The organism is Comamonas sp. A23 (assembly GCF_004522605.1).
Classification (GTDB): Bacteria; Pseudomonadota; Gammaproteobacteria; order Burkholderiales; family Burkholderiaceae_C; genus Comamonas; species Comamonas thiooxydans.
In genome coordinates, this window is sequence record NZ_RSDT01000002.1 from 375,457 (window position 1) to 387,785 (window position 12,329).

Annotated in this window: 13 protein-coding genes; 10 read left to right on the top strand and 3 right to left on the bottom strand. The window is 65.9% G+C overall.

All coding sequences use genetic code 11. The features are described 5' to 3' along the window. Positions 1-394 precede the first annotated feature (394 nt). From EIC84_RS06170 to EIC84_RS06190, 5 genes are all read left to right on the top strand, one after another. The gene (locus EIC84_RS06170; RefSeq protein ID WP_003067897.1) at positions 395-1,369 is read left to right on the top strand and encodes a tripartite tricarboxylate transporter substrate binding protein; all 975 of its coding nucleotides are present in this window, start codon (positions 395-397) and stop codon (positions 1,367-1,369) included. 20 nt (positions 1,370-1,389) lie between these two features. Next, the gene (locus tag EIC84_RS06175; RefSeq protein WP_003067899.1) at positions 1,390-2,487 is read left to right on the top strand and encodes a Zn-dependent alcohol dehydrogenase; all 1,098 of its coding nucleotides are present in this window, start codon (positions 1,390-1,392) and stop codon (positions 2,485-2,487) included. A gap of 34 nt (positions 2,488-2,521) precedes the next feature. Continuing rightward, a complete protein-coding gene (locus tag EIC84_RS06180) occupies positions 2,522-4,090 on the top strand; it encodes an NAD(P)/FAD-dependent oxidoreductase (protein WP_003067900.1) in 1,569 nt (522 codons plus the stop codon). A gap of 12 nt (positions 4,091-4,102) precedes the next feature. Then, entirely contained in the window at positions 4,103-5,086 is a 984-nt protein-coding gene (locus EIC84_RS06185) for an alpha/beta hydrolase (RefSeq protein WP_134737303.1), read from the top strand. A 106-nt stretch (positions 5,087-5,192) separates the two neighbouring features. Further along, on the top strand, positions 5,193-5,912 hold the full coding sequence (locus EIC84_RS06190; RefSeq protein WP_003066155.1) for a TetR/AcrR family transcriptional regulator: 720 nt from the start codon (positions 5,193-5,195) through the stop codon (positions 5,910-5,912). Between the two features lie 79 nt (positions 5,913-5,991). Here EIC84_RS06190 and uraD read toward each other — a convergent pair whose 3' ends face one another. Beyond that, complete coding sequence (gene uraD / locus EIC84_RS06195; protein ID WP_003066152.1) at positions 5,992-6,543, bottom strand: 2-oxo-4-hydroxy-4-carboxy-5-ureidoimidazoline decarboxylase; 552 nt, start codon at positions 6,541-6,543, stop codon at positions 5,992-5,994. Positions 6,544-6,611: 68 nt separating this feature from the next. Next, complete coding sequence (locus EIC84_RS06200; protein ID WP_003066149.1) at positions 6,612-7,544, bottom strand: LysR family transcriptional regulator; 933 nt, start codon at positions 7,542-7,544, stop codon at positions 6,612-6,614. A 130-nt stretch (positions 7,545-7,674) separates the two neighbouring features. On the opposite strand from EIC84_RS06200, the gene EIC84_RS06205 reads away from it, so the two are divergent. Genes EIC84_RS06205 through EIC84_RS06220 form a run of 4 tightly spaced genes read left to right on the top strand, consistent with a single transcriptional unit; the run spans position 7,675 to position 10,434 of the window. Then, positions 7,675-9,012 (top strand): MFS transporter, encoded by a 1,338-nt coding sequence (locus EIC84_RS06205; RefSeq protein WP_003066146.1) that lies wholly within the window; start codon positions 7,675-7,677, stop codon positions 9,010-9,012. Positions 9,013-9,026: 14 nt separating this feature from the next. Beyond that, a complete protein-coding gene (locus EIC84_RS06210) occupies positions 9,027-9,542 on the top strand; it encodes a hydroxyisourate hydrolase (RefSeq protein ID WP_003066144.1) in 516 nt (171 codons plus the stop codon). 43 nt (positions 9,543-9,585) lie between these two features. Then, on the top strand, positions 9,586-9,921 hold the full coding sequence (uraH, locus tag EIC84_RS06215) for a hydroxyisourate hydrolase (RefSeq protein ID WP_003066142.1): 336 nt from the start codon (positions 9,586-9,588) through the stop codon (positions 9,919-9,921). Positions 9,922-9,945: 24 nt separating this feature from the next. After that, complete coding sequence (locus EIC84_RS06220) at positions 9,946-10,434, top strand: nucleoside deaminase (RefSeq protein WP_003066140.1); 489 nt, start codon at positions 9,946-9,948, stop codon at positions 10,432-10,434. Between the two features lie 59 nt (positions 10,435-10,493). Here EIC84_RS06220 and EIC84_RS06225 read toward each other — a convergent pair whose 3' ends face one another. Next, a complete protein-coding gene (locus EIC84_RS06225) occupies positions 10,494-11,051 on the bottom strand; it encodes an HNH endonuclease (RefSeq protein WP_003066139.1) in 558 nt (185 codons plus the stop codon). Positions 11,052-11,233: 182 nt separating this feature from the next. Between EIC84_RS06225 and EIC84_RS06230 the strand changes: the two genes are divergently transcribed. Continuing rightward, the gene (locus EIC84_RS06230; protein ID WP_003066138.1) at positions 11,234-12,295 is read left to right on the top strand and encodes a bifunctional riboflavin kinase/FAD synthetase; all 1,062 of its coding nucleotides are present in this window, start codon (positions 11,234-11,236) and stop codon (positions 12,293-12,295) included. Positions 12,296-12,329 lie beyond the last annotated feature (34 nt).

The window sequence follows — 12,329 nt, forward strand, 5'->3', positions numbered from 1 at the left end:
CTCAGGCCTTCTCACCTCATCTCGAAGCGGTCATGGCCGCCCTGGCAGATGCAGTGCACACGCTCGTCGCGCCAACCATCCGGCGCCAACAGGCGGCCTTGCCCGGACCAGGCCGCCTGGCTTCCCGCTGCACCGCCAAGCCCCCTGCCCTGCGGCAACCGCAATCTCTCCTCCCTTCCCGCAGTAGATAGGAGAGCCGCGCCACGCCTGTCCTGGGCTCTTGCATTGAAAGCGTTGCCGGCAACCGCTGCACCCACCCGCTCCCGATGCGGCGAGAGCCCGATGGCAGCATTCACCCTCTGGACAAAATAAATCACATGATTTAATTTTATCCATGACGGGCAGGCAATGCGGCCGGCCCGGTGTCCCGACCAGAACTCTTCCAGGAGACGACATGCAATCCACACGGATCACGCGCCGGGCCATGCTGCAGATGGCTGCGGCAGGGGCCGCCGGCATTTCGCTGCCGTCGATGGCGCAACTGGGCGGCGGCAGGAAGCCGCTGCGCATCATCGTCGGCACGGCGGCGGGCGGGGCAGCGGATGCGATCGTGCGGGCCATGGCGCCGGGCATCGAGGCCGAGCTGAAGGTGCCGGTGCTCGTTGACAACCGGCCCGGTGGCCAGTCGGTGATTTCGCTGGAGGCGCTGGCGGGGCAGCCGGCCGACGGCAACACGCTGCTGTATATCTACAGCGGCTACGTCGCCACCCAGGTGACGCAGCGCCTGTTCGACCTGGAAAAGAGCACGATCCCGCTGACCCGGGTCGGCACCTCGCGCATCGTGCTGCTGGTGCGCGGAGACTCGCCCTTCCAGTCCCTGCGCGAGATGCTCGACTTTGCGCGCATCAGGCCGGGCAAGCTGAACTACGTGACCCTGGGCGATGCCGGGCTGGAGCACCTGAAGATGGCGCAGATCACCAAGGCTGCGGGAGTGATGGCCACACCCGTTCCCTACAAGACCGGCCCCGATGCGGTCAAGGACCTGATCGGCGGCGCGGTCGACTGCTATATGGCACCAGCGCTCTTCGCCAAGATGTATGCCCCGTCGAAACGGGTGAAGGTGCTGGCGGTGTTCGATGCCCAGCGCTGGTCCGACTTTCCCGAGGTGCCGACCCTGCAGGAGGCCGGCATCCCGGTGGACCCCTTGCGCTACTGGGGCGGTTATGTAGCCCGCGTGGGCACACCGCCCGACTCCGTGCAGCGCCTGTCCAAGATGCTGGGGCGCGTGGCGCAACTGCCCGAGGTGCGGGAGCGCTTCGAAGGCACGGGGCAGTCCGTGGACGTGGAGGACGACCCCGAGAAGTTCCGCCGCCAGATCCAGGGCGACAAAGCCTGGATCACCGACGCCTACCGTCTGATCCGTACCTGATTTGAAAAAGGAGTCACCCCATGAAAGCTGCAGTGCTGGAGAAATTCAACGAGCCCTTCGTCATCCGCGACATCGAGCTGGCGGCGCCGGGGCCCGACGAGGTCCTGGTGCGCACCGCCGCCGTGGGCATCTGCCACAGCGACATCCACATGCAGGAAGGCATACGCCCCAACCTGCCGCTGCCGGCGGTGCTGGGCCATGAGGTGTCGGGCGTGGTCGAGCAGGTCGGCTCCGGCGTGCGCGATCTGCAGCCGGGCGACCACGTGGTGGGCACGCTGGCCGCGTTCTGCGGCCATTGCCCGCATTGCATCGCTGGCCGGCTGGTGCTGTGCCAAGACACCAACGTCAAGCAGCCACCGGGGCAGGCCAGGCGCCTGCGCGCGGCGGATGCGCCGGTCAGCCAGGTCTACAACCTCTCGGGTTTTGCCGAGCAGATGCTGGTGCACCGCAGCACCCTGGTGCGCATCTCCAAGGAGATGCCGCTGGACCGCGCCGCCTTGCTGGGCTGCGCGCTGACGACCGGCGCCGGCGCGGTGTTCCGTACGGCGCAGGTGCGTGCCGGCGCCAGCGTGGCCGTCATAGGCTGCGGCGGCATCGGGCTGGCCGCGATCAATGGCGCACAGATTGCCGGCGCGGCCCGGATCATCGCCATCGACCGGCTGCCGCACAAGCTGGAGCAGGCGCGGCAGTTCGGCGCCACCGACACCATCGACACCATCGACGCCTCCAGCGGCGATGTGGTGGAGCAGGTGCGGCAGCTGACCGGCGGCGGCGTGGACTATGCGTTCGAGTGCATAGGCCTGCCGGCCACCGTCGAGCAGTGCTGGGCCATGCTGAAGCCGGCCGGGGTGGCCACCATCCTGGGGATCTTCGGCCCCGGCGCCAAGGTCAGCGTCGCCGGCATGGACCTGCTGCAGGAAAAGCAGCTGCGCGGCTCCATGCTGGGCTCGGTGCGGCCCCCCGAGGATATTCCGGCGTTGGTCGAGCTGTACCTGCAGGGGCGGCTCAAGATCGACGAGCTGATCTCGCGCCGGATTCCGCTGGAGCAGATCAACGAGGGCTTCGAGGCGCTGCGCCGCGGCGAGACGACCCGCACTGTCATCGTCTTCGACCGGTAATCCTCCGACCCCACCCTTCCTGCCAGGAGCGTCCATGTCTTCTTCCCCCCAGCTTCGCGGAGACCGCGCCGATCCAGCCGCGGAATGCCTCGATGTACTCTTCATCGGTGCCGGTATCTCCGGCATCGGCGGCGCCTACCACTTGCGCCACCAGTCGCCCCACCGCAGCTTCGCCATCCTCGACGAGCAAGAGGGCTTCGGTGGCACCTGGTGGACGCACCGCTACCCCGGCATCCGCTCCGACAGCGAGCTCTACACCTTCGGCTACCGCTTCAAGCCCTGGGTCGGCGCACCGATCGCCACCGGGGCGGAAATCCTCAAGTACCTGGGCGACATCGTCCACGAGAACGGCCTGGATCGGCACATCCGCTACCGGCACCGAGTGCTGAGCGCGTCCTGGTCGACGGAGGAAGGGCGCTGGACCGTGAGGGGCGTGTGCACGGACACCCAGGAGCCCTTCGCCATCCAGGCCTGCTTCCTGTGGATGGGCCAGGGCTACTACCACCATGACAAGGGCTACGTCCCCGAGTGGCCCGGCATGGAGGACTACCAGGGAACCCTGATCCATCCGCAGCAGTGGCCCGAGGACCTGGACCTCGGCGGCAAGCGCGTGGTGCTGATCGGCTCCGGCGCGACGGCGGCCACCGTCATCCCGGCGATCGCCGGACGCTGCGCGCATGTGACGATGCTGCAGCGCTCGCCCACCTACTTCAAGACCGGACGCAACGCCAATGACGTGGCCGACATGCTGCGCGAGCTGTCCATTCCCGAGGAGTGGGTGCACGAGATCGTGCGCCGCAAGCTGCTCAAGGAACAGCAGGACGTGGTGGACGCGGCGTTTTCCCAGCCGGAGGAACTGCGCGAGCGCCTGCTGGCGGGCGTGCTGGAGCACCTGGGCTCGCAGGAGATGGTGGACCGGCACTTCACGCCGCGCTACCTGCCCTGGCGCCAGCGGATTGCCTTCGTGCCGGACGGCGACCTGTTCAAGGCCATGCGCTCGGGCGACGCCTCCGTCGTCACGGACGAGATCGAGCGCTTCGAGGCCGACGGCATCCGCGTGAAGTCGGGCGAGCTGCTGCCGGCCGATATCGTGGTGGCGGCCACCGGCCTGGAGCTGGCGGTGATGGGCGGTATCGCGTTTTCCGTCGATGGGCGTCCTGTCGACTTTGCTCAGACGGTGATGTACCGCGGGGCCATGTTCACCGGCGTGCCCAACCTGCTCTGGGTCTTCGGCTACTTCCGGGCCAGCTGGACGCTGCGCGTAGACCTGCTGGGCGACTTCTTCTGCCGCCTGCTGGCGCACATGGAGCAGCAGCAGGCCACCCAGGTTACGCCGCAGCTGCGTCCCGAGGATGCCGGCATGCAGCGGCTGCCCTGGGTCGAGCCCTCCAGCTTCAACCCGGGCTACCTGATGCGCGTCATGGACCGCATGCCGCAGCAGGGCAGCCAATCGCCCTGGCAGCACACGCAGGACTATTGGCGCGACAGCGAGGAGCTGCCCGCAGCCCGGCTGGACGATGGGGCGCTGGTCTATGGTGGCGGCCCGCAGGCCGCGGCGCGGTCCGTTCCCAGCCACGAGGTCGCAGCCCAGGACCTAGCCTAGCGAGCGAACACCATGATGGCCCGAAAGTCGAAACCCGTGGCGCTGGATCCCTGGCTGGCAGAGCTGGTGCGGCTGGCGCAAGCCCAGCCTGCGCCGCACACCTTGCCGCCGGCCGCCGCACGCGAGCTGGCCGCGCAGCGCTATGGCGCCGCCGCCACGGCGGCGTGCGTGCGCCTGGTGCTGGACGTGGCGATACCCGGCCCAGCGGGGGATCTGCCCGCCCGGATCTACCTGCCCGAAAGTTCCGGGCCCTGTCCCGTGACGCTGTACTTCCATGGCGGCGGCTTCGTGCTGATGGGATTGCAGACGCACGACGGCATCTGCCGCCGGCTGTGCGAAACCAGTGGCAGCTGTATCGTGTCGGTCGACTACCGCCTGGCGCCGGAAAATCCGTTTCCCGCGGCCATCGACGATGCCATGGCGGCGCTGCGCTGGGCGCTGCGGGAGGCTCGCGCCTTCGGTGCCGACCCAGGCAGGCTGGCGGTGGCCGGCGACAGCGCCGGGGGCAATCTCGCCGCCGTCACGGCACTGCGCTCGCGCGACCAGGCAGGCCCGGCGCTGCGAGCGCAGCTGCTGTTCTATCCGGTCGTCGATTGCGCCGGCTGCGGTGTGGCCTGGCAGTCGTGGTCGGACCATGCCAAGGGCGTCGGCCTGACGGCCGAAACCATGCTCTGGTTCCGCGACCAGTACCTGCCGCGGCAGGATCAATGGTCGCATCCCTACGCCTCGCCGCTGCGGGCCCCCGGGCTGCATGGCCTGCCGCCGGCGCATGTCGTGACGGCCGGGTACGACATTCTGCGCGACGAAGGCGAGGCCTACGCGGCCGCGCTGGCCGCCGCCGGCGTGACGACCACGCTGACCCGCTACCCCAGCCTCAACCATGCATTTCTGCACTGGACAGAGCATGTTCCGCCGGCCATGGAAGCATTGCGCCAGGCCGGCGCCTGGTTGCGCTTTGCCTTGGCCGCGCCCATGGCGCCGGCTGCAAAGGGCTGAATCCAGCGCTGCTGCGGCGGATACACTTCCAGCGTTGATTCAAGCGCGAGGATGTGGAGTGCAAAGGGATGCTGCAGCGACCGAACCGGAAAAGCCGGCAAAGGCCATGAAAACCCGTGAGCGCCTGCTGCTAACGGCGGAGCGGCTGATCGCCGAGGAAGGCGTGGGTCAGGTATCCATGCGCCGCATCAACGCGGAAGCCGGGGCCCGCAACCTCTCGGCGATCCACTACCATTTCGGTTCGCTGGAGGGAGTGATCAGCGCAATCTTCGACTACCGAACCCCTGCAGTGGAGCGGCAACGCAGCAGCCTGCTTGATGCATTGCTGCAGGGTGCAAGCCCGCCGAGTCTGGAAGACGTTCTGCACATTGCCGTGTGGCCGCTGGCTGAGACCATGCTGAGCGGCGCCGAGAACAACCACTATGTGCGATTTCTCTCCGCGATCAATCGCATGCCGCAGCTCGATACCTGGGAAGTGGTGCCCCACCGCAATCTTCGCAGCATCAAGCGCTGCTATCTGCTGCTGCGGCGCATGCCGCTGGGCGTTCCGGCAGATGTCCTGCACCTGCGCATCATGATGGGTTTGCGCGAAATGCTTCATGTCCTGGCGGATGTGGATCACATCGTGAGCGAGCGCCACCCCGATCTGCGCGATCCCCTGGTGCTGTTTCACACGAACGATTTGATCACTAGGCTGGCGAGCTCGCTGCGGGCTCCGGTCAGCGAAGCCTCCCGGGATGCGCTGGGGCTTCTGCGAACCGGCTCCGCACCGAAAAAGGCCTCGGTCTACGGAGTCGACTCCATCCTGCTGCCACCAGCACGCTGAGCGACTCGGGGCCAGGGCCGGCGACAGGGCAAGCGGGCTAGCTCTGTCGCGCGGCTTTTCCTGCACGGATGAACGGGATTCAGGCCGGCTGCGGGCTACGGGCACTCACACGCTGCGACAGGCGTAGGCGGCTGATGAAGCCGATCTGGCGCAGGGCTTCGGCAAACTCCTGCTCGGTGCCGCGCTCGGTACGCGAGGCCAGCTCGGCAAACAGGCCGGCGCGCGTGTAGTGGCGCACGCAGGCGATGAAGGGAAAGCCATGGCGCGTGCGATAGGCCTGGTTCAGCTCGGCCAGGCGCTCGCCCTGCTCCTGCGCCAAATCTCCCAGCCCCGCGCTTTGCTGCTCCTGCTGGGAGTCAACGGTCAGCGTGCCGGAGCGCACGGCGCTGGCCGACAGCTCGGGGTGGCCACAGAGAAAGCGCAGGGTCTGCTCACGCGGGCTGCCATGCACGGCGGCCAGCATGGCCTGGTGCAGTGCGTCCAGGCTGGCAAAGGGGCGCTGCTGCGCTGCAGCCTCGGCCACCCAGGGGGCGTATTCAAAAACCTCGCCGAGCGCGGCAGCAAAGTCTGCGTGCGTCATGACGTTGAGCTCGTCGAGCGTGGGGATGGAGGAGGTAGTGGTGCTAGTCATGAGGCCAGTGTAGGAAGCGCGTTTCCCGCCTCACAGTGCTGGCTTGTTATAGCCCGTATAGCAGCCGGCTACGTCGATGCCGTCAGCACCTGCGAGGCCTGATTGAGCAGAGCGCGCAGCCAGATATGGGAGGCATCCCGGTGCCGGGACGAATGCCAGAGCTGGTAGAAGCGCATGACGCGGTTGCCCATGGGCAGAGGCACCATGGCCAGCGGCAACCGTTTGGCGTGATAGGCCGCGAAATGACGGCTGGTGGTCAGCAGCAGGTCGGTGCCCACCAGCAGATCCGGCGCCATCGAGAAATGCGAGCATTGCACGCGGCCGTCACGGCTCACGCGCATGGTGCCCAGACTGCTCTCCACCACGCCGCGCTGATCGGGCGAATAAGGCGTGAACACCACATGCGCGGCCTGCAGATAGTGCTCGGCCGTGAGCCGGCCCGGCCCGGCCAGAGGATGCTTTTCATCGAGCAGGCAGACCACCTCGTCCTCGAGCAGCGTGGACATGTGCAAATGCTCGGGCGGGCTCGGCCAGTTGCCGATGACGATATCCACCTCGCCGCTTTGCAAGGCCTGCTCGTAGTCGAAGTTCTGGCCCAGCGGCAGCAGGACCAGCCTCGCGCCCGGTGCCTGCGCTCGCATGAGCTGGACCACACGCGCCATGAAGGGCGGTGCCAGATAGTCGGGCATGGCGATGGTGAAACGCAGTTGCGTGGTCTCGGCCACAAATTCCTTGCCGACGCTCAGCAGCCCGTCGATCAGGCCCAGCGCCGCACGCGCCTGCTCCACGGCCTGAAGCGCGCGCGCCGTCGGCACCATGCGGTTCTTGTCCCGCACCAGCAAAGGGTCGTTGAAGATGGCCCGCAATCGCCGCAGCGCCGCGCTGATGGCCGGTTGTGACTGATTGAGGCGTATTGCCGCGCGCGACACGCTTTTTTCGCTGATCAGGGTGCACAGCACGCGCAGCAAATAGGTATCGAACGGTTCTTCGCTGCGAGACACGTGTTTTCCCTAGAGATATGCATTTTGCTATGCGGCTCATAGCAGGCGCTTAGTTTCGCATATCGCCACAAGTCGCGACCATGCAAGTGTCCGCAAACCCAACAACAAATTTCCGAGACAAGGACTTGCCATGAGTGCTCATCATGTGCCGATCAGCGGCACCGCTGCTTCCGTCGATCAGGTCGACGCCACCTATTCCAAGATTTCCTGGCGCCTGCTGCCCTTTCTGGGCGTGCTGTGGGTGCTGGCCTGGCTGGACCGCGTCAACATCGGCTTCGCCAAGCTGCAGATGCTCGACGACCTGAAGTTCAGCGAAGCCGTCTACGGCCTGGGTGCCGGCATCTTCTTCATCGGTTACTTCCTGTTCGAAGTGCCGTCCAACATGTTGCTGCAGAAGATAGGCGCCAAGAAGACGGTGATGCGCATCACCATAGGCTGGGGCCTGATCTGCATCTTGCAGGCCTGGGTGACAACACCGACCCAGTTCTACATCCTGCGCTTTCTGATGGGCGTGTTCGAGGCCGGCTTCTACCCCGGCATCATCCTCTACCTGACCTACTGGTATCCGTCCAAGCGCCGCGCCAAGGCCTTCGGCACCTTCATGTCGGCCTCGGCCATCGCCGGCGTCATCGGCGGCCCGCTGGCTGGCGGCATCATGACCTGGGCTGCAGGCGCGCACGGCATGCACGGCTGGCAGTGGCTGTTCATCATCGAAGGCATCCCCTCGGTGCTGGCCGGCATCTTTGCCTACTTCTACATGACCGACCGCCCCGAAGAAGCCAAATGGCTCACCGACACGGACCGCGCCGTCGTGCGCCAGCAGCTCGAAATCGACCAGAAGGCCCAGGGCGAGCGCCACAGCGACTGGCGCACCCTGTTCGGCAACCCCATGGTGTGGCTGCTGATCGCCGTGTTCTTCTGCCTGCTGTGCGCCAACTCCACGCTGACCTTCTGGATTCCCACCGTGATTCGCGAAGCGGGCTTCACCTCGCCCATGCAGGTGGGCTGGATCGCCGGTGCAGCCTATCTGCTCGGCGCGGCCGGCATGATCATCAACGGTCGCCATTCCGATCACCGTGGCGAGGTACGCTGGCACTTCGCGGGCTCGGCCCTGCTGGGCGCCGTGGGCATGCTGGCCCTGGCCTTCACCATGGGCATGGACAGCATCCCCGTGATCGTGGCGCTGACGGCCATGGTCCTGGCACTGGTGGGCACCATGAGCGCGATCCCCGTGTTCTGGCAGATGCCCAATATGCTGCTCAGCGGCGGCGCTGCTGCAGTGGGCGTGGCGCTGATCAACTCGGTGGCCAATCTGGCCGGCTTCGGTGCCCCTTATCTGATGGGCGTGATCAAGGCCTCCACCGGCAAGGTCGCTCCGGGCCTGTACCTGGTGGCCATCGTGGAAGCGCTGGCAGCCGTTCTCGCCATCGCCTTCGTCGCCCGCATCCAGCGCCGCAAGAACGTCTGAAGGAGTCATCCCGCATGCATCCCACACCCACACCGCCCCCGTCGCGCCGACGGTTCGCACTCTCGGGCCTCGTGCTCGGCGCCTCGGCCCTGACAGGCACACACGGCGCGCTGGCCGCCGACACCCCCCCGGCAGTGCCGGCCCAGACCACCGGCCCCATCGTGCTGCATGGTGTCAGCCCGCGCCTGACCATGCATGCCGTGGACACCTTCCATGGCTCTGCAGCCACGGGCTTGCGCATCGAATTTTCGCGCTTCGACGGCGAAACCTATGTGCCGATACGCAGCTTTGTCGTGAACGCCAACGGCCGGGCCGACGAACCGCTGCTGATCGACGACAGCTACCGCAGCGGCCGCTACGAAATGCTGCTGCACGTGGACGAGTACTTTGCTGCCAAGGGCGCCAAGCTGCCGCGCCCGGCCTTTCTGTCCAAGGTGCCGGTGCGCTTCCAGATCGTGAACACGGCAGAGCGCATCCATCTGCCCATCCAGTTCGGCCCCTGGAGCTATACCTATTCGCGCGGCAGCTGAGCCGGCATATCCGCGCTCTATCGCAACCCATCGAAAGACCACTATGGCAGGCATCAGCACCCATGTACTCAACCTCACCACCGGTCGCCCCATAGACGGCATGCGGGTGGAACTCTACGACGTGGCGCAGACCCCGGCGCAGCGCCTGAACAGCACCCGTACCAATGCCGACGGTCGCACCGACGCCCCCATGCTGCCCGCCGCCGCGGCCCGCACCGGGGACTTCGAGCTGCGCTTTTACACAGGCGAGCATTTCAAGGAGCCCACGGCGCTGTCGGAAGAAGTGCTGGTGCGCTTTTCCATCTTCGACGCGGCCCAGCACTACCACGTGCCCATGCTGTGCTCGCCGTGGTTCTTCAACACCTACCGCGGCAGCTGATTTTTTACCAAGGAGAACGACTCGATGAACAACGAAAACGACAGCGGCAAATACCTGCTTGAATCCATACGCCTGGCCATGGGCAATGTCAAAGGCCGCCAGCAGCCCACCTGGCCCTTCGGCGCCGTGCTGGTCAGGGACGGCCAGGTACTTGCCCGCGCCGTCAACCAGGTCGATGAGCTCTGCGACCCCTCGGCCCACGCCGAGATGCAGGCCCTGCGCATAGGAGCCAAGGCCCAGGGCAGCACCGATCTGTCGGGGGCCGTCATGTATGCCAGCGGCTACCCTTGCTCCATGTGCTACACGGCCATGTTGCTGGCCGGCGTGAAGCAGGTGTATTTCGCCTACTCCAACGAAGACGGCGAGCCCTACGATCTGTCGGCCGCGCGCGGCTATGTGGAACTGGCCAAGCCCGAGGAGCAGCGCGAGATGGCCCTGATCGGCCAGCGCGTGCGCGACGAGGGCGAAGACCTCTACGAAGCCTGGCAAAAAGCCGTCTCCACCACAGTCTGAACGCGTTTCTGTCCTCTTGCTCCTGCCCCGCGGCGCCAGCCCGGGGCTTTTTTTACGCCCTAGCTGCGCCAGCGCGATCCACGCGGCACATGGGCCACGAGAAACTCCATCTGGTCGGCCAGAATGCGGCGGTTTCTCAGGATGAAGTCCTCCCACAGCGTGGGCGTGTAGGGGGTGTAGAGCAAGGGCATGCGGGCCTGCTCCGGCGTTCTGGCCCCCTTGCGGTGGTTGCAGGCGCGGCAGGCCGTGACCAGATTCATCCAGCTGTGCTGCCCGCCGGTGCTCACGGGGACAATGTGCTCGCGCGTGAGATCGCTCTCATGGAAGCGCCGCCCGCAATAGGCGCAGACGCAGCGGTCACGAGCAAAGAGCTTGCCATTGGTCAGACCCGGCAGCAGCTCATGCGGGTTGATGTTCGGCATGCCCTTGGTGCCGATGATGGAGTTGATGTGAATGACTGACTGCTTGCCGGTCACCGCATTGTGGCCACCGCGAAAGCAGGCGATTTCGACACCGGCTTCCCAGCGCACATCTTCTGCTGCGTAATGCAGCGCCGCCTGCTCCAGCGTTACCCAGGACTGCGGCAGCCCCTGGGCTGTCAGCTTCAAGACTTTCACAACCAGCCTCCATACAGTCAAACTTGGACCACGGAAAACGGACAAGCGTCTTGGCGCTTTTGAGCACAATCGTGCAGCCTCCACAGCTGCCTGATTTGAAGCAATATACTCTGAAACTATGTCAAATTGACGGCTTGTGTCGCATGCATCGGCGCCAGTTGCTATAAATAACAAAGCAGTCCATGAAGATTTTCCGCGGCATCAATCATCCCGGCGTGGCCCCGGCCTGCGCTGTGACCATTGGCAATTTTGATGGTGTACACCGGGGACATCAAGCCATGCTCGGCCTGCTCAAGGCCGAGGCCGCCCAGCGCGGCATCCCCAGCTGCGCCATGACCTTCGAGCCGCACCCGCGCGACTACTTTGCCCAGAAGCTGGGCAAGCCGGAGTTGGCGCCTGCCCGCGTGGGCACGCTGCGCGACAAGCTCAGCCAGCTCGAGGTCTGCGGCGTCGATCAGGTCGTGATCCTGCCCTTCAACCAGGCCCTGGCCAGCCAGAGTCCCGAGGACTTTATTCAGGACGTGCTGATCTCGGGCCTGGGCGCCAAGTACGTGCTGGTGGGCGACGACTTCCGCTTTGGCTCCAAGCGCGCGGGCGACTACGCCATGCTGGACAACGCCGGCCAGGCCCTGGGCTTTGATGTGGCCCGCATGAACAGCTATGAAGTCCATGGGCTGCGCGTCTCCAGCACGGCCGTGCGCGAGGCCCTGGCCGCCGGCGACATGCAGCAGGCCGCCAAGCTGCTGGGCCACCCCTACCGCATCTCGGGCCATGTGGTGCATGGCCGCAAGCTGGGCCGCAAACTGGCCGAATCAATGAGCGGAGCCGAGGACGGCTTTCGCACGCTGAATCTGCGTTTCGACCACTGGAAACCTGCCGCCAGCGGCATTTTTGCCGTGCTGGTGCATGGTCTGACGGACAAGCCGCTGCAGGGCGTGGCCAACCTGGGCGTGCGCCCTTCGCTGGACCCCAACGACATCAACGGCGGACGGGTGCTGCTGGAGACCCACTGTTTCGATTGGCCCGCCCAACTGGGTGGAGAAGGTGCCTACGGTAAAATCATCCGTGTGGAACTTCTGCACAAACTGCACGACGAGCTGAAGTATGACAGTCTCGATGCCCTGACGGTCGGCATCGCCAAGGACTGCGATGACGCGCGCGCGTTTTTCGCCTCGGCCCACATACCGTCTCACACCTCGTCGCACACAGAGACCCGTCGCCAGACCACGCGCGACCGAATTTGAAGCTCGCTGCTCGCACGTCCCAGGCGCAGCAGCG